Annotated in this window: 25 protein-coding genes; 4 read left to right on the forward strand and 21 right to left on the reverse strand. The window is 47.0% G+C overall.

All coding sequences use genetic code 11. The features are described from left to right. Nucleotides 1–90 precede the first annotated feature (90 nt). Nucleotides 91–2,355, reverse strand: a complete 2,265-nt coding sequence (gene secDF / locus P8596_RS16460; RefSeq protein ID WP_279724365.1) for a protein translocase subunit SecDF — start codon at nucleotides 2,353–2,355, stop codon at nucleotides 91–93. Nucleotides 2,356–2,486: 131 nt separating this feature from the next. Then, a complete protein-coding gene (locus P8596_RS16465) occupies nucleotides 2,487–2,807 on the reverse strand; it encodes a post-transcriptional regulator (protein ID WP_098439761.1) in 321 nt (106 codons plus the stop codon). A 125-nt stretch (nucleotides 2,808–2,932) separates the two neighbouring features. On the opposite strand from P8596_RS16465, the gene spoVB reads away from it, so the two are divergent. Continuing rightward, nucleotides 2,933–4,483, forward strand: coding sequence for a stage V sporulation protein B (gene spoVB / locus P8596_RS16470; RefSeq protein WP_279724366.1), 1,551 nt, complete (start codon nucleotides 2,933–2,935; stop codon nucleotides 4,481–4,483). Nucleotides 4,484–5,171: 688 nt separating this feature from the next. Here the strand turns inward: spoVB and P8596_RS16475 are convergent. Both P8596_RS16475 and P8596_RS16480 read right to left on the reverse strand, forming a co-directional pair. Beyond that, nucleotides 5,172–5,816 carry a DUF421 domain-containing protein gene (locus tag P8596_RS16475; protein WP_224519446.1) on the reverse strand — a complete coding sequence of 215 codons (645 nt, stop codon included), beginning with the start codon at nucleotides 5,814–5,816 and terminating at the stop codon, nucleotides 5,172–5,174. 69 nt (nucleotides 5,817–5,885) lie between these two features. Further along, a complete protein-coding gene (locus P8596_RS16480) occupies nucleotides 5,886–7,181 on the reverse strand; it encodes an ArsB/NhaD family transporter (protein ID WP_279724367.1) in 1,296 nt (431 codons plus the stop codon). 160 nt (nucleotides 7,182–7,341) lie between these two features. Here P8596_RS16480 and P8596_RS16485 point away from each other — a divergent pair, with 160 nt between their 5' ends. Beyond that, nucleotides 7,342–7,713, forward strand: a complete 372-nt coding sequence (locus P8596_RS16485) for a TIGR04086 family membrane protein (RefSeq protein ID WP_159363285.1) — start codon at nucleotides 7,342–7,344, stop codon at nucleotides 7,711–7,713. A 68-nt stretch (nucleotides 7,714–7,781) separates the two neighbouring features. Here the strand turns inward: P8596_RS16485 and yajC are convergent, their stop codons facing one another. The 13 genes from yajC to nadB form a co-directional block, all read right to left on the reverse strand. Next, entirely contained in the window at nucleotides 7,782–8,054 is a 273-nt protein-coding gene (gene yajC / locus P8596_RS16490) for a preprotein translocase subunit YajC (protein ID WP_279724368.1), read from the reverse strand. A gap of 43 nt (nucleotides 8,055–8,097) precedes the next feature. Further along, complete coding sequence (gene tgt / locus P8596_RS16495; protein ID WP_224519443.1) at nucleotides 8,098–9,237, reverse strand: tRNA guanosine(34) transglycosylase Tgt; 1,140 nt, start codon at nucleotides 9,235–9,237, stop codon at nucleotides 8,098–8,100. A 46-nt stretch (nucleotides 9,238–9,283) separates the two neighbouring features. Next, nucleotides 9,284–10,309, reverse strand: coding sequence for a tRNA preQ1(34) S-adenosylmethionine ribosyltransferase-isomerase QueA (queA, locus tag P8596_RS16500; RefSeq protein WP_034757257.1), 1,026 nt, complete (start codon nucleotides 10,307–10,309; stop codon nucleotides 9,284–9,286). 39 nt (nucleotides 10,310–10,348) lie between these two features. Next, complete coding sequence (locus P8596_RS16505) at nucleotides 10,349–10,555, reverse strand: DUF2905 domain-containing protein (RefSeq protein WP_279724369.1); 207 nt, start codon at nucleotides 10,553–10,555, stop codon at nucleotides 10,349–10,351. Next, nucleotides 10,552–11,553, reverse strand: a complete 1,002-nt coding sequence (gene ruvB, locus P8596_RS16510; RefSeq protein ID WP_061811392.1) for a Holliday junction branch migration DNA helicase RuvB — start codon at nucleotides 11,551–11,553, stop codon at nucleotides 10,552–10,554. Before ruvB ends, P8596_RS16505 begins: the two co-directional genes overlap by 4 nt. Nucleotides 11,554–11,580: 27 nt before the next feature. Continuing rightward, nucleotides 11,581–12,192 (reverse strand): Holliday junction branch migration protein RuvA, encoded by a 612-nt coding sequence (gene ruvA, locus P8596_RS16515; protein ID WP_034757251.1) that lies wholly within the window; start codon nucleotides 12,190–12,192, stop codon nucleotides 11,581–11,583. Nucleotides 12,193–12,412: 220 nt separating this feature from the next. Continuing rightward, entirely contained in the window at nucleotides 12,413–12,961 is a 549-nt protein-coding gene (locus P8596_RS16520) for an intercompartmental signaling factor BofC (protein WP_224519442.1), read from the reverse strand. Nucleotides 12,962–13,120: 159 nt separating this feature from the next. After that, nucleotides 13,121–13,858, reverse strand: a complete 738-nt coding sequence (locus tag P8596_RS16525) for a YhcN/YlaJ family sporulation lipoprotein (RefSeq protein ID WP_224519441.1) — start codon at nucleotides 13,856–13,858, stop codon at nucleotides 13,121–13,123. Between the two features lie 104 nt (nucleotides 13,859–13,962). Further along, a complete protein-coding gene (locus P8596_RS16530; RefSeq protein ID WP_279724370.1) occupies nucleotides 13,963–14,961 on the reverse strand; it encodes a phosphotransferase in 999 nt (332 codons plus the stop codon). Then, entirely contained in the window at nucleotides 14,939–16,474 is a 1,536-nt protein-coding gene (safA, locus tag P8596_RS16535; RefSeq protein ID WP_051758191.1) for a SafA/ExsA family spore coat assembly protein, read from the reverse strand. Before safA ends, P8596_RS16530 begins: the two co-directional genes overlap by 23 nt. A 158-nt stretch (nucleotides 16,475–16,632) precedes the next feature. After that, nucleotides 16,633–17,739, reverse strand: a complete 1,107-nt coding sequence (nadA, locus tag P8596_RS16540) for a quinolinate synthase NadA (protein WP_254651871.1) — start codon at nucleotides 17,737–17,739, stop codon at nucleotides 16,633–16,635. 2 nt (nucleotides 17,740–17,741) lie between these two features. Further along, nucleotides 17,742–18,587 (reverse strand): carboxylating nicotinate-nucleotide diphosphorylase, encoded by an 846-nt coding sequence (gene nadC, locus P8596_RS16545; protein WP_224519438.1) that lies wholly within the window; start codon nucleotides 18,585–18,587, stop codon nucleotides 17,742–17,744. Beyond that, nucleotides 18,556–20,145, reverse strand: coding sequence for an L-aspartate oxidase (gene nadB / locus P8596_RS16550; protein WP_279724371.1), 1,590 nt, complete (start codon nucleotides 20,143–20,145; stop codon nucleotides 18,556–18,558). The genes nadC and nadB overlap by 32 nt, the downstream gene beginning before the upstream one ends. 121 nt (nucleotides 20,146–20,266) lie before the next feature. Between nadB and P8596_RS16555 the strand changes: the two genes are divergently transcribed. Together P8596_RS16555 and P8596_RS16560 are read left to right on the forward strand one after the other, a co-directional pair. Further along, nucleotides 20,267–21,412, forward strand: a complete 1,146-nt coding sequence (locus P8596_RS16555) for an IscS subfamily cysteine desulfurase (protein WP_279724372.1) — start codon at nucleotides 20,267–20,269, stop codon at nucleotides 21,410–21,412. A 50-nt stretch (nucleotides 21,413–21,462) separates the two neighbouring features. Then, on the forward strand, nucleotides 21,463–22,008 hold the full coding sequence (locus P8596_RS16560) for a transcription repressor NadR (protein ID WP_279727018.1): 546 nt from the start codon (nucleotides 21,463–21,465) through the stop codon (nucleotides 22,006–22,008). Nucleotides 22,009–22,083: 75 nt separating this feature from the next. On the opposite strand, the gene pheA is transcribed toward P8596_RS16560, so the two are convergent. The 4 genes from pheA to P8596_RS16580 form a co-directional block, all read right to left on the reverse strand. Beyond that, the gene (gene pheA / locus P8596_RS16565) at nucleotides 22,084–22,935 is read right to left on the reverse strand and encodes a prephenate dehydratase (RefSeq protein WP_224519434.1); all 852 of its coding nucleotides are present in this window, start codon (nucleotides 22,933–22,935) and stop codon (nucleotides 22,084–22,086) included. A gap of 90 nt (nucleotides 22,936–23,025) precedes the next feature. After that, complete coding sequence (locus P8596_RS16570; protein ID WP_034757235.1) at nucleotides 23,026–23,481, reverse strand: ACT domain-containing protein; 456 nt, start codon at nucleotides 23,479–23,481, stop codon at nucleotides 23,026–23,028. 128 nt (nucleotides 23,482–23,609) lie between these two features. Then, the gene (gene obgE / locus P8596_RS16575) at nucleotides 23,610–24,896 is read right to left on the reverse strand and encodes a GTPase ObgE (RefSeq protein WP_034757233.1); all 1,287 of its coding nucleotides are present in this window, start codon (nucleotides 24,894–24,896) and stop codon (nucleotides 23,610–23,612) included. A 36-nt stretch (nucleotides 24,897–24,932) separates the two neighbouring features. Next, nucleotides 24,933–25,463, reverse strand: coding sequence for a Spo0B C-terminal domain-containing protein (locus P8596_RS16580; protein WP_279724373.1), 531 nt, complete (start codon nucleotides 25,461–25,463; stop codon nucleotides 24,933–24,935). Nucleotides 25,464–25,572 lie beyond the last annotated feature (109 nt).

Here is a 25,572-nt window from a genome sequence, read left to right on the forward strand (position 1 = left end):
CCTTTTCACTCCTATTAGTGTAACCCAATGCTGTAAAAAAACAAAAAGACAGGTCCGGGAAGAAATACTTCCCGGACCTTTTGATCGTCATTATACTTGTGGTTCATCCGACCACGTTTTCTTTTCTTTTACAGTCTTGATGGTTCCTTTTTTCTTCAGTTCTTTCTTCTTCATCACGAGCCATACCTGGGAAGCGATGAATACGGAAGAATAGGTACCTGAGATTAACCCGACCAATAAAGCGATGGAGAAGTTACGGATCGACTCACTTCCGAAGATCATGAGTGCGATGACCGTGAACACGACAGTCAATACGGTATTGACTGAACGGCCCATCGTTTGTCTGATACTCTGGTTCACTACCTCTTCAATGTCCTTATCCGTCTTCAAACGGCGTTTCTTATGAAGATTCTCCCTTAGCCTGTCAAAGGTGACGATCGTATCATTGATTGAATAACCGACTATCGTCAGGACGGCTGCAATGAATGTGATATCCACCTCGAGCCTGGTCAAGCTGAAGAATGCAATGATAAAGAATGCATCATGCAGGAGCGCAAGGATTGCACCCAGTGCCATTCTCCATTCGAAACGGAACGTGACATAAATGATGATTCCGACAGAAGCGATGGCCACTGCGATCATGGCGTTCTGCGCAAGCTCTTTCCCGATTACAGGTGAAACGGTACTGATACTTGGCTCGGCACCATAGAGCTTGTTGAAGTGATCTTTCAACTTCGCGATATCGTCCTTATTCAGGTCATCCGTATAGCGGACGACGGCAATATTATTTTGATCGCCTGAAATGACGACATCGTCAGAAGGCAATTTAATCTCCTTCAGTTCGTCCTGAACCTGTTCCGTCTTCAAGCTTTGATCAGCGAGGATCTCCATCCGTGATCCGCTGACAAAGTCGATTCCGAGATTTAATCTGAAAATGGCCAGGATGATGATACCTGCCGTGATGAGTACCGCTGACAGGGTAAAGAATTTCTTTCGCTGCGCAGCGAAATCAAAGCGGTCAAAACGGGTAGGGAGATCCAATGTATCGTAGTTCTCAGCCAGGTCCTTGATTTCGGATTTTTTGACACCGAACCAGCCCGGCTTTTTATTGAAGATACGGCTGTTCACCCAAAGGCCGAGTAACAGTCGTGAACCCCATACCGCCGTAATGAAGCTTGTCAGGATACTGACAATCAGCATCGTTGCGAATCCTTTGACCGAACTTGTCCCATAGAAGAAAAGGACGGCCGCTGCAAGGATGGTCGTTACGTTGGCATCCAGGATCGTCAGGAAAGAAGATTTATTCCCTGCCTGGAATGCAGAACGTATCGGCTTGCCGACCCGCATTTCTTCTTTGATCCGTTCATAGGTGATGATATTCGCATCAACGGCCATACCCACCCCAAGGATGAGGGCTGCGATCCCCGGCAGGGTCAGGACCCCGTTCATGAGATCGAAAATCAACAGTATCAAGTAAATATAAACAGAAAGGGTGATCGTGGCGATCAGTCCCGGGAAACGGTAGTACGCAATCATGAATAAGAAAATGATGGCAATCCCGATGATCCCCGCAGTCACTGTCTTATCAAGTGCCTGCTGACCGAATTGGGCTCCGACGGATGTTGAATATTTCTCATCCAGTTTGACCGGAAGTGCACCGGCATTTAAGAGGGACGCAAGATTCTGGGCACGCTCAACCGTGAAGTTTCCTTCGATGATGACTTCATCGGAGTTAATCGGCTTTCTTACCGCCGGATCAGAGATGAATTTCGGATCCTCTTTTCCTACTTCAGCTTTGTATGAATCTTTTCCTTCCTCGTAATCCAGCCAGATGACGAGCTGATTCTGAGGAGCCATGGCGGAAATTTCCTTTGTTAATTCATAAAATTTCGAGCGATCTTTCAATTTTAATGAAACAATCGGATTATTCTTGTCATCAAACGTTTGTTTCGCAGAACCCGACTCAAGATCCGATCCGTCCAGACGGACTTTATCGTTCACGTCACGGAACGTCAGATTGGCTTGAGTGGAGAGGATTTCCCTTGCTTCGTTCTGGTCTTCGACACCAGCCAGTTGAACACGGATGCGGTTCCCGTCTTCGATTTGGATATTCGGTTCACTGACACCCAATACGTTGATACGCCTGTCGAGTGCATCGGCTGTATTGGCAACGGTCTCTTTCGTGATTTCCTGGCCTTTTTTGATCGGCTGAACTTCATAAAGAACTTCAAATCCGCCCTGCAGGTCCAATCCCAGTTTAATGTTATCTACAATACTCTTCGTTGTGCCTCCCATAGTACCTGCAAGTAATACCACAAGTATAAAGAAGGCAATGATTCGGCCACGCTTTACCATTATGTATAGATCCTCCTTGCCGTTTTAAAAAAACCATACGAACTATGTGCTTCAAAAAGTAATATAATTCCTGAAAACTTCACCTTTCTCATTATCTATGAGAAAGAAATGAGTGTCAATTTCTTTTCGGGCTATTTTCCATTCTTATTCGGGCGAAGAAGCTCGTTCAGCTCATCTTCATTCACTTCTGCAAACCAATTGGGAGACCTGTATGCTTCGATCGTTTCAAAGCTCATATACTCACCGGGTTTGACCGTCAACACATCACTCACTAACTGAAAGAACTTTACATCCACTTCAGGCTTCTTCCATTTCTTCTTCGTTAAGTAGGACCATAGGCGGTCAGCGTCTGCCTTTCCGTATCCAAGAATTTCAAATTCTTCTACTTTGCTTACAAGCGCTGGTACTAATGATTCATAAAAACGATCGTAAGGATGCTGATTATTCTTCATTCCCCGTCCACCCCATTTGGGCTATATTCAGCCCGAATTGTTCACTACTTGTCATGCTTTGTCCACCCTTATGCATATACATCATTGTAAACGATAATACCAATTTTGAGAAGGCAGGGAATTTTATGTCAAAATTTCTGAAAGGCACCATGATCTTAATGATGGCCGCCTTTATAACTAGAATATTAGGGTTTGTGAACCGCATCGTCGTCGCCAGATTCATCGGGGAAGAAGGCGTCGGCCTATTTATGATGGCTTTCCCTACCCTCATACTCGTCATCACCGTCACTCAACTGGGGCTCCCTGTAGCCATCTCAAAAAATGTTGCCGAAGCAGAATCAAAGGGAGATATCCGGAAAGTAAAAAAAATATTGGTCGTCTCTCTTTCCATCACCATGGGGCTATCCCTCATCTTCACCCCTGCCCTCATCCTGCTCGCCCCTTATTTAACAGACGTCTTATTTACGGATGACCGGATCTACTATCCATTGGTGGCCATTGCCCCGATCATTCCGATCGTAGCGATCTCGTCGGTCATCCGCGGCTATTTCCAGGGAAGACAGAATATGAAACCTTCCGCCTATTCACAAGTCATCGAGCAGGTGGTCCGGATTACCCTGATTGCCGTATTGACCAAAACCTTCCTTCCTTATGGGATTGAATACGCAGCTGCCGCTGCCATGGTGGCGTCGGTCCTTGGGGAACTCGCTTCCCTTCTGTATTTATTTGCAAGCTTTAAAGTAAAGAAGAAGTTTAAGATCCGTCGCAATTTCTTTAAATCGATCCGAAATGGCAGGGAAACGTTCAACGAACTCATGAGTGTGGCCCTGCCGGCGACAGGCAGCAGGATGATCGGGTCGATCGCCTGGTTTTTTGAACCGATCGTGGTAGCGAACAGCCTTGGCCTCGCCGGAGTGGCAGCAGGGATGGCGACGAAACAGTATGGTTCCTTGACGGGATATGCCCTTCCCCTTCTGTTTCTTCCATCATTCGTTACCCTTTCACTATCGCAATCTCTTGTCCCCGCCATCAGTGAAGCCAACTCTCAAAAAAATTTCACCTTAATTGAACACCGGCTTCAGCAGGCCCTCAGGTTCTGTTTGATCACGGGGGGGATATCCGTCGTCATCCTCTACGTGTATGCAAAGCCCCTCATGCAGGTCATGTATGGGAATGAAAACGGGGCAGGCTTCTTGATGATCATGGCCCCTTTCTTTTTATTTTATTACTATCAAGGGCCATTGCAGGCTGTGCTCCAGGCATTGAACCTGGCAAGGGCCGCCATGATCAACAGCCTGATCGGGGCCGTGGTGAAGACCGGCGTCATCTTTGTCCTCGCTTCACAGCCGGCTTTTGGCATCAACGGGGCGGCTCTCGGGATCGTCACCGGGTTCCTGCTCGTGACCCTGCTTCATTTCATGACCATCCTGAAATATATTCCGATGACGATTTATGCCCGGGATTATGTAAAGACGGTGTTAGTTCTGTTGGTTACCGGAGTATGGGGTCACTTTTCTTATCTTTACTTATTTGATGGTCAGTCCACCGTATTCAGATTGCTATTCGGGGTCATTACTTGTACGGCCCTTTATACCGTGCTCTCCATCACCCTTAAGCTCATCGTGAAAAACGACCTTGCCAGGATCCCATTCATCCGGCGATTCATCACTCCATAGTCTCCCCAAATAAAAAAACTCCTTAACATTTTGTTGAGGAGTTTTTTTATTGGAGTCACTTTCGTAATCGGTATTGCTTCATTTTTCAAAAGTAAGCAGAAAGTTGATTTCCACTCCAGGATGCTCGCTTTCCGCGGGGCTGGCGGTGAGCCTCCTCGGCTACGCCTCCGGGGTCTCACCTGTCCAGCAATTCCCGCAGGAGTCGAGCATCCTTCCGCTCCAATCAACTTACGGAGCATGTATCCTTACACAGAAATTAAATAAGAACTAGAAGGTTAGCAAACAACCTGATTAATATTCAAAAAGATTTTTCAAATCACCAAAAAATAAAATATCGCTAAAAACTTCACTTTTTGTAGAGTGAAAACTCAAGTACAAAGCTTTTAGGAATGACGCTTGTAATAGCAAAGAGTGGAATGAAGCGGAAGGCATTTGACTCCTGTGGGAAATAGCGAAAAGCGGAGGCGGATTGCTCAGCCCCGACAAGCATAAGCTAAATGGGCCGGGAAGGCGTTTTTTGCGTTCTTGGACCATTTAGCTTATGACCTCGAGGGGCTAGCCGCCGGAGCTGGACAAGGGTAGGACACCACTTGAAGCCCGAGGAGGCTCAACTTCCTCCCCGCGCGAGTCTTGTGCCTGCAGCGGAAAGGAACGGTCCACCATTCATAATCAGATCATTTCTCAAAGATTATTTGTTTTTTTCATCAATGTAAAATTGTCCGTTTTGGAAGCTGCAGAAGGAGATTTCCTGTACGTTTTTGAATCCGCGTTCTCTCAGTTCTTTCCGTAGCCAGAAGGACGTTTTTCCGATCATATCGAGATGGGTGGTTTGGACCTGTCCATCGAGGATCAGGGGCAGTGTCAGGGAATGCGGAGTCTTTTTGTCTTTCTGCAGTACCGATAGTTTTCCCGATGGCTCTAATATCGCAAATTCGACATCTGCCAGATTGAAAATATCCTTTTCCCTTAATTGAAGGAGCAGATCATCATAATTGTAGCGCTGTTTCTTCATGGCTTGGTCGTCGATTTTTCCGTTATGGATAATGACGGTGGGTTTTCCGTCCAATAATTCCCTGAACGACTTAGATCTGAGGGAAAACCATGCAAACAGGATTTGGACGAGGACGATGATCCCCATGGGCAGCACTGTATGAATGATGGGATCCTCCGGTTCTTCGATGGCCATGACCGCCATCTCGGCAATCATCATGAATACGACCAGATCCAGGATGCTCAGTTCCCCGATTTCCCTTTTCCCCATGATTCTAAAAATGAAAATGATCATTACGTAAAGAAAAAGAGTGCGTAAAATGATGATAAAATATTCCTCCACTACTTTTCCCTCCCATACACATGTCATTATGTAGTATCGACAGAAGGAGAAAATAAATCGGAGGAATTTTTATCCACCCATGAATGGCCGGATGTATTTAAAGTATACGTATATGGTGGATACAGCAAGGGAAATGACGGTGACGGGAACACCAATCAGTAAGTACTGGTGAAATTTGATATGTACATTTTCCTTTGACGCGAGTCCGGCAATGACCAGATTGGAAGAAGAGCCGAGAAGTGTACCATTCCCACCAAGGCATGCACCCAGGGCCAATGACCACCATAAGGGGTCCATATTGACCATCCCGAATTCACCGAATTCCTGAATGACCGGAATCATGGCTGCCACAAACGGAATATTATCGACTACAGCTGACAATAAACCTGTTCCCCACAGGATCACAAAGGCCGTCTTCTTCATATCCCCATCCGTCGCCCGCAGTATTTCACGTGCGATTTCATCTATGAATCCCGCCTCTTCAATCCCTCCGACCAGGAGGAATAGGCCCATAAAGAAAAAGAGTGTCCCCCATTCCACCTCTCGCAAAATCTTTTCCGGAGGATGAATTTTCTCAAGGAGCAGCATAAGGAGAACTGCACCGGCAAGGGATACCGTCGTCACATCAAGATGGAACACCGGATACACGGAAAAGCCCACCAATACGAGGGCAAGTACAAACAAAGACTGAAAGAGGCCGCTGTCCCTCTTTAAATATTCCTCGGGCTTGATCCCTTTCAGAAGCAGTTTCCTGTCTTCTTTCACGTGGAGCACTTCCTTGTATACCACACACATGATCAAAAGCGTCACGGCGTAAACCATGAGAACAACCGGTAAAAGATTTTCAAGGAAGCTATTGAATGTAAAGTGCTTTACTGCCTGGCCGATCATCATGTTGGGAGGGTCACCTATAAGGGTTGCCGTCCCGCCGATATTACATGCCAGAATCGTCATGATCAAGTAGGGGATGGGCGGAAGTTCAAGGAGCCTGGTTAATTTGAACAAGATCGGAACAAGCAGCATAGCAATCGTGACGTTAGCTAAAAACGCGGAGCCCACCGCCGCCAGGGATGAAAATAGGACCAGGAGCGCGAGCCCGTTCCCGTTCACCCATTGAGCGATCCGGATGGCGATAAACTCAAATATTCCGGTTTTGCTTGTGATGGTGACAATCAGCATCATGGAAAACAGAAGCGTGATGGTTTTCCAGTCGATATACGTAAATAGCGCCTTCTCGATGGGAAAAGCCCCGATCAGGAGCATGGCGACCCCACCGGCCATGGCGGCCAGGACGCGATTCCATTTCTCTGACATCAATAGGATGTAAACCGAAACGAACACAATCAATACCATCATCGGAGACATGGTCACAGCCCCTCCATTTCCAGGAAGTTTCATACTAGTCTATGAGGCTTGACCACATAAAATTTCTAGTCTTTTTTACTATTGCGGTGAATATGCTTGTACTAATACGGAATAAAATTATCGATTTAGAAGGGAGAGGGCCGTCATCGAAGCGAAAAAAATGGGTGGTGCCGTCCTTTACGGAACGACCACCATATTTGTCATAGCGATTGCCGCAAGCTTATTATTCTCATTGCTGCTCCGGTTTACCGATCTTACTGAAAGCTCCATCACGCTGTTTGTCACAATCGTTTCATTTCTTTCTTTGTTTGTTGGAGGATTTATGTCTGGTGGAAAAGGAAAGACAAAAGGCTGGGTGCTTGGTGGTTCGACAGGACTCATTTACACCCTCGTCATTTTCTTATTTCAATACCTTGGATACGACAGCCTGTTTTCAATGGAACAGCTCATCTATCACGGCTGCTATATCCTGACCGCCATGATGGGGGGAATCCTTGGTGTCAACATGAGTGGCGGTCCGAGGGAGAGTTAGGCCATCTCCATACTAAAAAAGGGTCCCTCTTCCACGTGCCTCGGCACATGGAGAGAAACCCTTTTTTATTATACCTGCTCGGCTCTGATGACTTCCCTGATCGCATTACGATCATATGTAAGACGGCTGCCGTCACCACACAGGATGACTACTTTACCTTCTTCGATAGCATCGATTGATCCATGTAAACCGCCAATCGTGATGATTCTATCACCCTTCGCAAGCTCATTTTGCATTTTTGAGACTGCTTTTTGACGCTTTTGCTGAGGACGGATCAGTAAAAAGTAAAACAGAACGAACATTAATATCAAAGGTAGTATTGTTCCTAAACTTCCTCCCATTCTTTTTCCCCTCCTTTCAATGATTTATTTATAGCATGCTTTTTTAGAAGTTTTTCGCATCAGGACGGTTGAAGCCGTACTGCTCGAAAAATTCTTCCCTAAAGTCTCCTAGACGATCTTCACGAATCGCTTGTCTGACTTGCTCCATCAATTTTAACAGAAAATGAAGATTATGATAAGTCGTAAGGCGAATTCCGAACGTTTCGTCACATTTGATCAGGTGACGGATATAGGCACGGCTATAATTTTTACACGTATAGCAGTCGCAATTCTCATCGATCGGTCTGAAATCCCTTGCGTATTTTGCGTTTTTCACGACCAGACGGCCTTCACTTGTCATAAGCGTTCCGTTACGGGCGATACGGGTCGGAAGGACACAATCGAACATATCGATGCCGCGAATCGAACCATCGATCAGTGAATCCGGAGATCCGACACCCATCAGGTAACGGGGCTTATCCGTTGGAAGATGTGGCGTTGTGAAATCAAGCACGCGATTCATGACGTCCTTAGGCTCCCCGACAGAAAGTCCCCCGACGGCGTATCCAGGGAAATCCATGGATACCAGGTCACGGGCACTTTGCTTACGAAGTTCTTCGTATTCCCCACCTTGGACGATGCCGAATAATCCTTGATCATGCGGCCGCTGATGAGCTTCCAGGCATCGCTCTGCCCAACGCGTGGTACGTTCGACTGAACTCTTCATATACTCATATTCCGCAGGATACGGTGGACATTCATCGAAGGCCATCATGATATCAGAGCCCAATGCATTCTGTATCTCCATCGCTTTCTCGGGGCTGAGGAAAAGTTTATCCCCGTTCAAGTGATGACGGAAATGGACTCCTTCTTCTTCAATTTGGCGAAGCTTACTCAAGCTGAACACTTGGAAGCCGCCTGAATCGGTCAGGATGGCGCGATCCCAGTTCATGAATTTATGAAGGCCGCCAGCTTCCCTTATGATCTCATGACCTGGACGTAACCATAGATGATACGTATTACTCAGGATGATTCCGGATTCCATGGATTTCAGATCCTCCGGGGACATCGTTTTTACAGTTGCCATGGTGCCCACCGGCATGAAGGCAGGCGTTTCGAATGAACCGTGTGGCGTATGGACGCGGCCCAGTCTGGCACCGGTTTGTTTACATGTTTTAATGTGTTCATATGTTATTGCTGTCAACTTGGGAATTCTCCTTCCAATTTCCATTGGGTTTTACAATCGGTCATCATTTAATCAACATCGCATCTCCAAAGCTGAAGAAGCGGTACTTCTCTTTAACGGCGGTTTCATAGGCATGCATCACGTTGTCCTGCCCCGCAAAGGCGCTGACCAGCATGATCAGCGTCGACTTCGGTAAGTGGAAGTTCGTGATCAGCCCATCAATCCCTTTAAACTCATAGCCTGGATAAATGAAGATATTCGTCCATCCATTTTCTTCAACAAACGTCCCATGCTTGGATGCAATGGTTTCAAGTGTGCGGGTGGAGGTAGTTCCCACCGTTATGATCTTGCCCCCATTTGCCCTTACCTCATTCAAGAGGCGGGCAGTCCCTTCCGATACCTGATAGAATTCGGCATGCATATCATGGTCTTCAATGGTCTCGACGGAAACCGGCCTGAATGTTCCGAGTCCCACATGGAGGGTGATGAAAGCAATGTGTACACCTTTTTCTTTCAGCTCTTCCAACAGTTCTTCCGTAAAGTGGAGACCTGCAGTCGGCGCGGCCGCTGAGCCCCGTTCCCTTGCAAACACCGTCTGGTAGCGATCCTGTTCTTCCAATCGTTCACGAATGTACGGCGGCAGCGGCATTTCACCCAACTCATCCAATACTTCGTAAAAGATCCCCTCATATCGGAATTCAAGGATCCTTCCACCGTGATCCTTCAAGTCCACACAGGTTGCCCTTAATTTGCCATCACCGAAAACGATCTCCGTTCCGACACGGATCCGTTTTGCCGGCTTCACAAGGGTCTCCCACTTGTCACCATCCTCCTGTTTCAAAAGGAGCACTTCAATATTGGCACCTGTATCTTCTTTTTGCCCAAAAAGACGTGCCGGCAGAACCCTTGTATCATTCAGGACGAGACAATCCCCTTCCTGGAGGTACTCGGTGATCTGTTTAAAACGGATATGCTCCATGGAACCATCTTCTTTATCCAATACCATCAGTCTGCTCTCGGAACGATTCTCAAGAGGAGTCTGGGCAATCAATTCTTCTGGTAAATGAAAATCAAAATCTTCTACTTTCACAGTTCGTCACCTGGCTTATGTAAATCTCACTCATGAATCCTATTTGAATCTCCCGATGAAATAAAAGACAACGGAAAGTATAACACTTATCAGAATAGAAGTCATAAGTGGAAAATAAAATGTCGCATTTTCTTTTTTGATGATGATGTCACCCGGAAGCTTCCCTATTTTGATGAATTGCATAAGGAAGCCGATCGCTAGGATGATCGCGCCGATGATCATGACTAATTTAGGCAGCCCTGTCAATTATCCGGCACCTCCAATTGGAAATGATCATACACAAGATGAGTGACAATCCTCCCTCTCGGCGTACGCTGGATGAATCCAATCTGCAAAAGGTACGGTTCGTACACATCTTCAATCGTATGGGACTCCTCGCCGATGCTTGCGGCGATCGTATCAAGTCCAACGGGTCCTCCCCTGAAGCGCTCGATGATTCCTTTAAGAAGCTTATGGTCAATATGATCGAGACCGAGTTTATCGACCTGGAGAAGTTCAAGGGCTTCCCGTGACAGGGTGGTGGTGATATCCCCATTCCCCTTCACCTGGGCGAAATCCCTTACCCTCCTGAGCAGCCGATTGGCGATACGCGGAGTCCCTCTTGATCTCCGCGCCAATTCTTCAGAAGCCGTCGCTTCGATCTTTGTGTTCAAAATCGCCGCTGTCCGCTGAACAATTTCATTCAACTGTTCTTCATTATAATATTCCAACCGGCATAAAACACCAAATCGATCTCGAAGGGGAGCCGATAAGGCACCGGCGCGGGTCGTCGCCCCCACCAGTGTAAAAGGCGGAAGATCCAAACGGACAGACCGTGCACTTGGACCATTCCCGATCACGATATCCAAACAGAAATCTTCCATTGCAGGATAAAGGACCTCTTCGATGGCCCGGGGCAGCCGGTGGATTTCATCGATGAACAACACATCACCCGGCTCGAGTGCCGTAAGGACGGCGGCCAGGTCTCCCGGTCTTTCGATTGCCGGTCCCGAGGTCGTGCGCAGGTTCACACCCATCTCATTGGCAATGACGGCGGCCAGGGTCGTTTTCCCTAATCCCGGCGGCCCGTATAGAAGGACATGGTCCAGGGTCTCCTGTCGCATCTTTGCCGCTTCGATGAAAACCTCAAGATTATGCTTGACCTTATCTTGCCCAATATATTGTTTTATTGTCTGAGGACGCAAGGAATATTCAAAGGAATCTTCATTTAATTCCGATTCTCCTGATACGATTCTGTCTTCCATTTAGACTTCCTCCTTTCATAGCAGTCCTTATTTCAAGAGAAGTTGAAGGGCTTTCCTGATGATTTCATCTGACGAATGCCCTTCCCCTTTCAATTTAGGGGTGATTTTCTTGATTTCGCGTTCAGAGTAGCCCAGGGCTTTAAGGGCAAGGATGGCTTCATCGAATGCCTCGTCCTTTCCATGGGATACTTCCGCCTCCTCATGATCTGAGAACAGGCTTGGGAAATAATCAGGCACAACATCCTGCAGCTTCCCTTTTAAATCGAGGATCATCTGACGTGCCGTCTTCTTCCCTACACCAGGGAACTTCGTCAGGAAACTTTCATTCTCTTCCTCGATCGCCGTGATCACCTGCTGCGGGGCACCTGAAGCCAAAATCGCCAGGGCTCCCTTTGGCCCGATCCCCGATACATTTAATAGTTTCATAAAGAGGAGCTTCTCTTCGATGGCAAGAAACCCGTAAAGGGCGATAAGATCTTCCCTTACATGCTGATATGTAAAAATCTGAATCTCTTGATTTTGATATTTTGAATACACAAATGGATTCGCCGTATACAACTGATACCCGATCCCATTATTCTCCACCACAACATACTCGGGACCCACTTGACTGACCGTCCCTTTTATATATTCATACATTTCATTCTCTCCCCATTGGTACAACTTCCTATTTATTCTTCCGTCTCACATTCCTGATCAAAAAGACATATAAAATCTATTGTATCATATCACTATTTGATGGGATGGGAAAGGGAGATGGAAGAGAAACACCTGTTCTTATTTTATCAAAGAATGCGGGGATTTGGCAGAGGGAACCGTAAAATAAAAAACCAGTGGCATATGCACTGGTTCTTTGCTGTTATTTAGGAACAGAATAGGGTTTGTATTGTTCGAGTACCTCTTCATACTCCTGTTTCGACTTAATGGGGATGCCTTTGACGAGGTCATCGTGACGCTTACTTTCAAGCTTCCCTACATCGATCTGGAAAAAGGATTGAATGATTTCCGCCTGTCCGGGTCTCCCGTTAAAGATGGACAGTACTCCCTTATCCGATATACCGAAGTAGCCATTGGTCTTGAGAAGAGGCGAAATATCATCCATCTTCTTCTGGAATACGATCTGTTCTTCCGTCATATCCATAAGCTGCCAGTCATCATACGCAGCCCAGAAGTCTTCCATGCTCCAAATCGTTTCCTGCACGATTTCCTCGCTCACTTCCCCGTCCAGATACACGCGTTCCAATATAACCGTGACCGTATGGGCAGACGCAACCTCAGCAGGGGTTTCGTTCAGCATCTCCAGGGAACTGCCGTCTGCAGCCTGTTTTTCCTCTGTATAAAAAAACGTGAAATAAAACGCACCGACTAACAACAATACCATAAACACGATTCGAACCTTCATCGTCATCGTGATCACCTCGAACTTGATTTATGTAACGCTCTATCCACTAGTCTTACCAAAGCCTGTTAAGAATATCCAACCTGCCCCAAACTTTTTAGGGACGGACCTCACCCGCAAAAAAAAGACTACCCAAGAGTTCTCACTCTTTAAGTAGTCCATCCTTGTTTATCGGTTGATGCGGTCCTTTACCGACCGGAACATATCATGCATGTCGAAGTTGAGAGCGTCCCTCGGGCCGCCGTCGCGTAAATCATTGTCGATGTTTCTTACCCGGCTGAAGGTTCCTTCATCCGTCACCACTGAAACCGTTCTCCCGTTCAGATAAGGCTGCACGGCTTCTTTTACCCGTGCTTTCGTTTCCTCGATCTTACTATGGTCATCAAGCTCAATGGCTATGAGGACGTCTGAACCATAGGCGACGGCACGAACGTCACTGACGTTCTCCACCTTCCCCGTCACATCGCCTATCTTCTCGGCCAGATCCCCTTCGTAAGCTGTATAATAGGATCTTCTTGCAGATCGGGTATTATCATCAAGGTGACCGTGATAATTCGCATCCCCATGGCTTGCACGGGCGTCCCTTGCCAAGAAGTTCTTGTCATAATCGGCAAGCGGCCGGGATGGGTTCTTAGGGTTTCCATTCTCATCCCTCACCTGAAGGAACTGGCGTTTCTTTTGACGGATATCCTGCCCTTCTTTTCCGGCAGAGTGATCATACATTTCAGTCAGAGGTCCGTCCCTCTCGTCTCGGTTGTCCCCGCCATGTCCCTCGTTGGAGTAGAAGCCGAGTGGCTCGTAGGAGTCTGAATAACGGTCTTGGGCTTTTTCTTCTCCACTGTTACAAGCAGCAAGACCCAGGGTCATGACGGCTGTTAATGGTACCATGAATAATCGTTTATTCAAGTTACGTTTCCCCCTTCAACCCAATACTTGAGCATTCTTTCTGCTCACCATTAGGTTGTGAAAGGAGATTCTCTTTCATTCGGGTCAATGTTTGGAGACATCCCCTACAATTGGGTATTGATCCTTTTTACTTCTCCATGCAGTTCTTGATTAAATTGCATCCGCTGGGAGAATTGCTGGATCGTCAAGTTCGTTAAATAACCCCATACACGCTGTTTGTACGATTGATCTTCCCTGATGAATCGGTTCCACTCCCTGAATACATCGGATGGATACATCAATCCGATGTGAAAGATAAGAAGATCGCGATAAGTATGGAAGTGTTCCATTTCTTTGATATCACTGAGGGACCAATTTAAATAAGGCAAGATCCGATTGCAGTATTGCAGGTCGTCCGTTATTTCCGTGGAGAGTGACATAAGATCAAAGTCGATCAAATAGACAACCCCGTTCTTTCCCCTTAAGAAATTATGATGCGCCACATCTCCATGGGTGATGCAGTCCCCATGTTCATGGATGCCGACCGTTTTCAATTCTTTGAGTGCCCATTTCCCCCACTCTAAATACGTATATAAGTAATATGGCTGAATGAATGCCTGCAAATAGGGGAGATTATATTGAAACTGCATCAGCCGTTTTTTCCATTTCTTCAGCCAGTGATAGTGAGGAATCTCTTCTGTCCATGAACCATGGATGGTCTTTGAAACGGCATGAAACTTTTTCAATACGTGCAGTGCATCATCCCTGTCAACCGCCTGGTCGTAATGAATGGCCTTTGACGTGTCCAGCCACATCGTAATACCGATGGGGAATCCTTCAAATAATAAAAGCTCCCGTTCATGAATGGGATGAAACGGCAGGACATGATAGAACTTTTCCCTTAAAAGGGTTGAAATCAGCCGTTCCTGTAGGAGGAACTTCAATTGATTGGGAAATCGCTTGACGAACCATTTACTCCCATGGCTTTTCAGCATCCATTTTCCTTCTTTAATCGTTTTCAGTGATGCCCCGGGATCCTTTAATTTATATTGCAAAAAAGAAAGGAGACGATGTGAATAATCGTCCCCTCGTGCATGCATCTTATCCCTCAAAATCATCGTCATTGAAATTCGGCATGCTGAATGCTCTTGGACCAAACATTCCCGGTGATCCCATTTGCATACCCTGGCCTTGAGGTCCCATTGGCATCCCCTGAGGGCCCATTCCCATTCCCTGACCTTGAGGTCCCATCGGCATTCCTTGACCAGGCATTCCCTGCCCCATCATTCCCGGACCGTAGCCGTATGGCTGTTGCATTCCTTGAGGCATTTGCTGCGGCATCATCGGTTGATGCATCATTTGACCATATTGAGGTCCACCACATCCGCAATCCCCCTGGTCACTTGCTCCCATCACATTGGATGGCTGACCCATAGGCGTTTGATACTGTGCTCCCATCACATTGGACGGTTGGCCCATCGGCATTTGATATCCGCCCATGGAAGGCGACTCCTCAGACATCATTCCCTGTACCTGGCCTCCAGGTCCCATCGGATACCCGCCCGGCATGCCGCCTTGGAATCCAGGTCCCGGCATGACTGGGGAGACAGGATAGCAGTTCTGTGGATACGGCATGTATGGAGCCTGTTGCTGCGGCATTTGAACAGAAGGGTAGTTCTCTTCTGATGCACCCATTACTCCAGACGGCTGACCCATCGGCTGCTGCATCGGCATTTGCATCGGTTGCTGCATATGCATCGGCATCTGCATTGGCTGCTGCATCGGCATTTGTCCCTGTGGCATATACGGCATAACAGAGGACGACTCTTCGTCATATCCCATTTGCGGCATCATCGGCATGTTCTGCATTCCTGGCATCGATTGAGCACCTTGAACCTGACTGCCAGGTCCCATAGGCATCCCTTGGCCCATTGGCATCCCTTGGCCCATTGGCATTCCATATCCTGCTCCTGGATGCATTCCATGTGGCGGACAGAAACCTGATCCTGGCATGACCGGGGAGACAGGTACGCAATTATTCGGGTTATAATACATAGGCTGGGTGTTCCCTCCTTGTGGTTGTGATGGCATTTGTAAGCTTTCCTCTTCTTGAACACCTTTTACGGCTTCCTGCTTTGGTTTTGGCATCGGCTTTGGCTGTTCTTTTGCTTTAGGGAGTACGTTGGTAGGTTTAGGCGGTGATTTAGGTTTTGGCATTGGTTTAGCCTGTTGCTTCGGCTGCTGTACTTGCATGTTTGCCATATTCATCATGTAATAGTTGTTAATATCGATTTCCGGTACGACTGGTTTCGGCATTTTTGGTGCAAAAGGCTTTTGTACTTCTTTCGGCATTTCTTTCTTTGGTTCTTCGACCGGCATGGCCATAGGCTTCTGCTCTTTGAATGGATGCTCTGCTTTAGGCATCTCCTTCATCGGCATCTCTTTGGATCCGTATTTGATTTGTGTCTCTTTCTTTACGGTTCCGCCTGTAGTCGGCACTTTTATCTTCATGCCGGGCATGATCATATCGGGATTTGAAAGTTGGGCATTCATCTGTTTTAATTCTTCGAAATTCACGCCATACTTCTTGGCGATCTTCCAAAGAGTATCCCCTTTTTGAACGATATGGATTTTCACTCTTTTTCCCTCCTCAGGCATAAGTCTATATATCCTATGACAAGATAGGCAAATTGCTAATCATCTACATAAAAACTTATGAGATATGAAAAAAAAATATACCGTATCCTGGATAGGGACGGTATATTTCAGCTTGTTCATTTTTATAATCGCTTGCATCAAGCACGTGTCAACATGCGGTCTAAAGCAAAGAGTGCATTCTTCGAAACATCTCGATCCACCTTGATGATATTTTCGGGATTTTGTTCCATTATTTTTTCCAACGACCAAAGGAGATGTGGTAAATCGATCCGGTTCATCGTCAAGCAGGGGCACATATATGGATTCAGGGAAACGATCCGTTTATCCGGATGCTCTTTGATCAGCCGTTTCACAAGATTCATCTCAGTCCCGATGGCAAAGGCAGATCCGGAAGGTGATCCTTCAATCGTTTCTATAATATATTTTGTACTGCCATTCAAATCGGAATTCTCCACTACTTCCCGGCGGCATTCAGGATGAACGATGATTTTCATATCAGGATGATTTTCACGGATATCCTCGATATTTTTCACAGTGAAATTTTCATGCACCGAGCAATGACCCTTCCATAGGATCACTTTCACTTCTTCCATGTCGCCATCATAGATAAGCTCGTTTTGAATGGGATCCCAGACGGCCATCTCACTTAAGGAAACACCAAGATCAGCCGCCGTATTGCGTCCTAAATGCTGATCAGGCAAGAACAGGATACGCTGTTTCTCTCCCAATGCCCATTCAACCATTTTGTGGGCATTGGAAGATGTAACCGTGGCTCCCCCATTCTTTCCGACAAAGCTTTTGATGGCTGCAGTCGAATTCACATACGTAAGGGGGATGATACTGTCACCGAACATCTCCATGAGCTTCCCCCACGCCTTTTCGGTCTGATAAATATCTGCCATATCCGCCATGGAACATCCGGCCCTCATATCCGGCAAGATGACCACTTGATGATCCTCCGTCAGGATATCTGCCGTTTCAGCCATGAAATGGACCCCGCAAAACACAATGAACTCCGCTTCTTTATTCTCAGCCGACAGTTGGGCAAGCTGCAGGGAGTCACCAACGGCGTCGGCAAATTGGATCACTTCGTCTTTTTGATAATGATGCCCGGGAATGAAAAGCTTCTTTCCCAACTGCCGCTTGATTTCCCTCACTCTATTTTCCATCTCTTCCGTCGAGAGGCTGGTGAGTGATTCAGGCAGGACGTTCGTTTCTTTCGTTAATTCTTCGAGTAATCCCATGTTCATACCCCTTTTCCTATTCGTACTCTTGCACTGATATCAAGTGATTTCACAGAATGGGTCAAGTACCCGAGGGAGATATAATGAACCCCTGACCCCGCATAGGCATGAAGGCTCTCCCTGGTGATGCCGCCCGATGCTTCCGTCACGATATGAGGAGGCACAAGATGTATCCACTCCTTAATCGTCGACGGAGTACAGTTATCGAACATGATGACATCTGCCCCTGCATCAATCGCCTCCAATAATTGTTCCTTCGTTTCAATTTCGACTTCCACTTTCACCATATGACCGATTCGCTTTTTCACCTGCTTGACAGCCTCGGTGATCGACCCGGCGAATGAAATGTGATTATCCTTTAACATGACCGCATCATAAAGACCATTTCTGTGGTTGAACCCGCCCCCGGTCCTTACAGCGTACTTCTCAAGCATCCGGAGACCTGGCGTTGTTTTCCGCGTATCACACAGCCGGACCCCGGTGCCTTTCACCTCTTCAACCGCACGGTACGTTGCCGTTGCAATACCGCTCATTCGCTGGATCAGATTGAGGACCACCCTTTCCCCTTGGAGGAGATCCCCCATCGGACCACGGACCTCAGCAATTGATTGTCCCGCTTCCACCCAATCACCATCGGCAGCAAATACCTGGACATCCACTTTGGGATCCATAAGAGAAAAGCCGATTTCAATCACATCCCTTCCACAAAAAACACCCTGTTCTTTCATAAATAGTGAAAAGGAGCCTTCATCGCTTTTACTGAACAAGAATTCAGACGATAGATCACCATCACCCAGATCTTCCTGGTAAAACGTTTCAAGCATAGATTTTAGTTTCATTTTGTTCATGATCGTCCACCCTCAAGCGCCCTTCATTTTTTTGTAGAACCATTTTCCGTTTCAACCATCCTGCATTATCTTCCTTAGGGAAATCTGCCCGGATGTGGCCACCCCTGCTTTCAGTCCTTAATAGTGCAGACTCTGTAATAAGCACGCTTACGATCCACATGAAATACAAGTGAATTTCTTCACGTGAATTAAAATCAATATGCTCACAGAAGGTAAGGGGCTGTTCTTTTAACCACTTCAAATGAGCGGATAAGCCTTCCTCCATCCGAATGATTCCGACGTGATTCATCATTCCTTCTTTTAATTCGTGTGCATGAAAAGGAATCGATAATGGGTCCCCTTCCTCAATCCGGTCCAATGGGGAATGCTCATGTGCGGAGGATAAGGCTCCACTCCCCTTCAAATATTCACCGAGCCGCTCCCCGTACACCAATCCTTCCAGCAGGGAATTACTCGCCAAACGATTTGCTCCGTGGATGCCGCTGCATGCCACTTCCCCGATGGCATAAAGTCCTGGAATATTGGTCCTCCCTGCCCGATCCGTGACGATCCCGCCCATCATAAAATGACAACCAGGGGAAACAGGGATTCTCCCTTCCCCGATTGGAATGTGATGTTTTATACATAAGGCGGTAATAGAAGGGAACTTCCTTTGAAAGTCTTCTATTCTACTAATATCCAGATACACATTTCTTCCTTTCCGTCGTTCCTTGTATATACACTCCGCCACAATATGCCTAGGCGCGAGTTCCAGGAGGGGATCGATGCCCTCCATGATCCTATTTCCCTCGTCATTCAGGAGTATGGCTCCCTCTCCTCTCACCGCCTCTGAAATCAGACCGCATGTTTTCCCCTCCGACCAAAGGAGCGTCGGATGAAACTGAATGAATTCCATATCGGAAAGTCTTGCTCCTGCAAGAAAGGCAAGGGCCATGCCATCTCCCGTCACGGACGGATGATTGGATGTAGACGGATATAACCCACCGATTCCCCCTGTTGCAAGGACAATATGAGGAGCATAGTAAAGGCGGATGGCGTCATCTTTATCCTTTGTCTTCACCCCGCAGCAGTGTCCCCTGTCATTTTTGACAAGTTCGTACACCATTTCCTGTTCCACAAATCGAACCTTTTCCTGTGAAAGGGATTTCAATAAATGGTTCATTATATATTTCCCCGTCTGATCCCCCCCGCTATGAAGGATTCGATGTTCACTATGGGCCCCTTCCATTCCAAGAGAAAGGCTTCCATCCTCTTTCCGATCGAAAGGTACCCCTTCATACACCAGGGATTCCACGATCCTCTTTCCATCTGTTATAAGCTCTTTCACACTGTCTTCAGGCTGGTGATAGCATCCTGCTTCCAATGTATCCTTTATGTGGGCATGGACAGAATCCTTCTGTCCTACAGGTGCCGCAATCCCGCCTTGAGCGAGATACGAGTTACCGCTTTCGATTTCACCCTTTGTGATAATCATCACATAATAATGATCTTGAAGTCTCCGTGCCAATTGCAAAGCGGCAATGCCACTTCCTACGATGATTATATCGGCTTTTTCCATCAAAAACCCTCCTGATTATTTACAGGTGTCTTGACACATATATTTACACATATTTAAACTAATGACAAGAGTTTTTTACAAGACTCATATATTCAGACAATTCCCATTAAAGGCAGGTTACATGATGAACTATTTTGATTATGCCGCTACAACTCCTGTAGATGCAGAGAGTTTAGACGTATTTCGGACCGTTAGTGAAGAATTCTGGGGCAACCCCAGCTCTCTTCACGATATCGGAGGGAAAGCAGAGCAGCTCCTTTCAAGATGCAGAGAAAAACTGGCTGGGCTGCTCGGCGTCCCCTCCAAAGGGATCCACTTTACTTCCGGAGGGACGGAAGGGAACCATTTAGCCCTCGTCACCCTGGCACTAAGCAGGCAAAAAAAAGGGAAACACATCATCATCGGAGGAGGCGAGCATTCTTCCCTGCATTCCGCAGCCGCTTTCCTTCAGGGGCTGGGCTTTACTGTCACGAAAATCCCTTTCACTTCTGAAGGCCTGGTCGATCTCCTTGTTCTAAAAGAATCGCTTACAGAACAGACGACCGTCGTGAGCATCGGGCACGTCAATGGGGAGATTGGAACGATCCAGCCACTCCATGCCATCCATGATCTACTGAAACATCGTCATATCCTCTTTCACAGCGATATGGTTCAATCATTCGGAAAAATGGACGTCACGGAATTTACGTCCAAGGTCGACAGCTTCACCCTTTCATCCCATAAGATTTACGGTCCCAAAGGTGTCGGCGCATGTTATATCAATCCTAGCCTCGACATCACCCCCATGATACCGGGACAAACCCATGAAGACGGCTTCAGGGGGGGAACGGTGAATCTTCCGGGGATAGCGGGATTTGTGACAGCCGCTGATCTATGCTACCGTTCCTTGGCAACGTCTCATTACATGGGGTTGAGAACTCATTTCTTAAAAGGACTGAAAGAACAGCTGCCCGGCCGGTACACTCTTATTGAAGGGCCTGCACATGCCCAGCTGCCGCATGTCATCGGTCTTGGCATCCATGGCCTTGAAGGTCAGTGGCTCATGCTTGAATGCAACAGGCGCGGAATGGGGATCTCAACGGGCAGTGCGTGCGGTGCCGGTTCACACGACTTACCCAAGACCCTTCAGAGTATGGGCGTAAGTCAGAGAGCAGGGAAAGAATTCATCCGGATATCATTCGGAAGGGAGACAACGGAGGATCACATAACAGAATTGGTCCACGCGTTGTCTGACATATATGCGTCCCTGACCTCTCCCTTAACTTGAAGAGCCGGTTGTGATATGATTTCCTATATCGATTGGGGACGGAGGAGATAATTTTGGCAGGAAAAAAAATCCTGGGAGAAGAAAGAAGACTGTGGATCCTCGATAAGCTAATGACGAAGCAAGCCCCGATTACAGGGGGAGAGCTCGCGAAGCAGACTAATGTCAGCCGGCAGGTGATCGTCAGTGACATCACCTTACTTAAAGCCAAAGGCGAACCCATCATCGCGACGAGTCAAGGCTACTTGTTCATGCCTGCCTCGAATCAGGATACGATGGTTGAACGCACGGTCGCTTGCAGGCATCACCCTCACCGATCGGAAGAAGAACTCTTTTTACTTGTCGATCACGGGGTCACAGTCAAGGATGTCAGGATCGAACACGGTGTGTATGGTGATCTGACCGCATCCATCATGGTGTCAAACCGTAAGGAAGTCGAGCAATTCATGAAGAAGATTGAAGAAACCGGGGCATCCTTCCTATCAGAATTGACCGACGGAGTCCATTTGCATACACTGATGGCCCAAACGGAACAAGTCCTGGATAAAGCAGAAGATGCGCTTCGCGAAGCAGGCTTCTTGATTCAGGGGGATTTATAGGACTGACAGCGGCATATCCTATTATGAAAACCGCGAAAAAAAAGGCAGAATCCACAAGGAATCTGCCTTTTTTCTTTAGTTATCCAGTAAATAAGAAGAATATGTCCCGATCATTTTCACCGTGCATCCGAGGGCTTCCATTTCACTGATGGCTCCGGGAAGGAGGACATCATCCATTTCATGGGCCACATCAATCAAGAAGAAATAATCACCGAGCCCCGTTTTCAAGGGTCTTGATTCAATTTTACTTAAATTCAGCTGTCTCCAGGCAAACGTGGACAATACCTGATGAAGCGCACCCGATCGGTCTTTCGGAAGAGTCACCATCAAGGTTGTCTTCTCCATGCTCTTTTCCTGAGGCAGGGTCAGTGGATCCGGTGTCTTATGTAAGACGATGAACCTCGTATGATTATAGGCAAAATCATGAATGTTTTCATGCAGGATGTTCAATCCGTATTTTTCTGCTGCCAGCTCGTTCCCGATCGCCCCAAGGAATGAATCAGGATTCTCACTTACGAATTTAGCAGCGGCAGCCGTACTCGTCGTCTGCTCCAATGGCACCCCGCGAAACTGCTTATGTAAAAATTTATGACACTGTGCCAATGCGTGGGAATGGGAAAGGACTTTCCCGATCCGGTCTTCGCTGTCACTCCACGCGGGATGAATCATTAAGTGCTGCTGAATGGCGGACGTCAATTCAGCGACAATCGCTAAGTTCGCTTCATGAAACAAATAATCCACCGTAATATGTACCGAGCCTTCCAGGGCATTCTCCAAAGGCACCACGGCGTAATCCACTTCACTCTCGATCACTGCCTCGATGCAATCGGGTATCGTCACATACGAAACCGTTTCTTCTTCGGGAAAAGCCTTCTTGACGGCTAAATCTGTAAAGGAAGCCTGTGGTCCTAAATATGCAATTTTCACTCTGATCTTCCTCTCACACTATTGAAATTTATTGAACATTCTAACACGTATGGAATCAAAGGGAAAGGTTTTCCCATAAAAAAAGAAGCGTCAGGCTCCGGAACCCAACACTTCTACTTTCTCGACAAATTCCAAACGACGGAGCTTTGAGAGCAAGTCTTCCAATCCGATCGTGAGGTCCGTCACATTCAAAGAGAGGGTGACATTCGCCCTTCCCTGCAGCGGGATCGTCTGATGGATCGTTAATATATTGCAACCATGCTTGGCTGTTTCACTTAATAGATGAGACAGTGTCCCTGACCGGTCCTCCAAATGAAAGAACAGGGTGATGATCCTTTCCTTCACGATGGTGTGGAAAGGAAAGACCGTATCCCGGTATTTGTAAAAGGCACTCCGGCTCAAATCGACCCGGTGGACCGCTTCCCATACGGAATCCGCCTTGCCTCTTTCAATCAATTCTTTTGCATCCAGGGTTTTCTTCATCGCTTCCGGCAGCACGTCTTCACGCACCAAATAAAACTTGCCTTCTTGAAATTTTTTCCCCAATGACTATTCCTCCAATTGTCCAGCTGTAGAGGTTCGAATAAAACCGCTTTCGCTCTCTATTGTAAAACAGGTGACGGCAGATTTCAGCCACCACCTGTCAATTCGTCTGAATAGATAAAGGATGAAACTTAATCTACAAATTCGAACTCATATTTAATTAAGCGGATCGTATCGCCATTTTTGGCACCACGTTCACGAAGGGCATCATCCACACCATACGAACGAAGCTGTCTGGCGAAACGTCTTGCCGAATCTTCCCGTGAGAAATCCGTCATCTTGAACAATCTCTCGATCTTCGCACCGCTGACGACGAATGTGCCATCAGGGTCACGGGTGATTTCGAATTCTTTTTCTTCCTCTTCATGCTTATAAAGAACGCGGTGAATACCCGTTTCTTCTTCTTCATGGATCGGGAATTCTTCTGTTGTTTCCACCTTATCCGCAACGGCATACAACAGTTCGGCGAGACCCTGTCTTGTGACCGCGGAGATTGGGAACACAGGATAATCCTCCTGAAGTTTCTCTTTGAAGACCTTCAGATTCTCTTCTGAATCCGGCATGTCCATCTTATTCGCAACGATGACTTGAGGACGCTCTGTCAAACGAAGATTGTATTGCTTAAGCTCTTCATTGATCGTCAGGTAATCCTCGTATGGATCTCTTCCTTCCATTCCGCTCATATCGATGACGTGCACGATGACACGGGTACGTTCAATGTGGCGAAGGAATTGATGTCCTAGCCCCACACCTTCGTGGGCACCTTCGATCAATCCTGGAAGATCGGCCATGACGAAGCTTCTTCCATCTCCCGTTTCCACCATCCCAAGATTCGGTACGATTGTCGTGAAATGGTAGGAGGCGATCTTAGGCTTCGCTGCTGAAACAACGGAAAGCAGTGTTGATTTCCCTACGCTAGGGAATCCGACCAATCCCACATCAGCAAGAAGCTTCAATTCCATCACGATATAACGTTCTTGACCCGGCTCACCCTTCTCAGACAGCTCCGGTGCAGGATTCGCAGGCGTTGCAAATCGGGAATTCCCTCTTCCGCCGCGTCCACCTTTCGTGATCACCGCACGTTGACCATGCTGTACAAGGTCGGCGATCGTTTCACCTGTGTCATCATCCTTCACAACAGTCCCAGGTGGCACCTTGACCACCATATCCTCTGCATTGCGGCCATGCTGATTCTTACTCATCCCGTGCTCTCCGCGAGGTGCCTTGAAATGACGTTGATAACGGAAATCCATCAACGTCCTTAAGCCTTCGTCCACTTCGAAAATGACGTCTGCTCCGTGACCGCCATCTCCCCCTGCGGGACCACCTTTTGGTACATATTTCTCGCGACGGAAGGCAACCATACCGTTACCGCCGTCACCGCCCTTTGTATAAACCTTGACCTGATCTATAAACATACTTTCACTCCTAACTTATCACTGCAATCGCTTCAATCATTCAGCGATAACATGAACGACAAGAACCTCTTCTTGAAGTTGTTCTAATTCTATATTTTCTCCGTTTGATTGTTGATTTTTGATCCAGTCTTCCACTAAGCTTGTACTCTTTAGTATACCTGTGAAATCAAATATAAAACGGGATTGTTCTTTAGTAATGTCAAGTATAATGGATAATTGATTTTCTACATTGTTCATTACATTTGATTCAAGGAATTCCAGAAACTCCTTGCACCAATTGTAAAGCCTATTGTCTTCAAGCCGATGAGGCTCGAGTCGAAGGACTTCAAAATCCAGCTTAATCAAATGTCTTGACCAATTATAGGTTAGTATCCATTCTGCCAATAATGGCAGCTTCACATTCGAAAGCTTTGATTCATTCTGCGCAACGAGAACCATTTCCTCGATGACCTGTTTCGCCCGCTCCACACGGCCAAGGTCCAGATTCCCTTTAATTAATTGCAAATCATTCATCCAGTCGTGGCGGGCATGCCTCAACGCCTCGACTACACCCCAATTTTCGCTCATAATCTAACTCCTATACTTAAGTGCTACCTGTAAGTATATCAAAGATGGGCGTCGTGCGTATATTGTTTCTGTGAAATTGGTGTATGTGAATGGTAATCGGATAGAAATA

The organism is Rossellomorea sp. DA94 (genome assembly GCF_029834455.1).
In the GTDB taxonomy this organism is placed as follows: Bacteria; Bacillota; Bacilli; order Bacillales; family Bacillaceae_B; genus Rossellomorea; species Rossellomorea vietnamensis.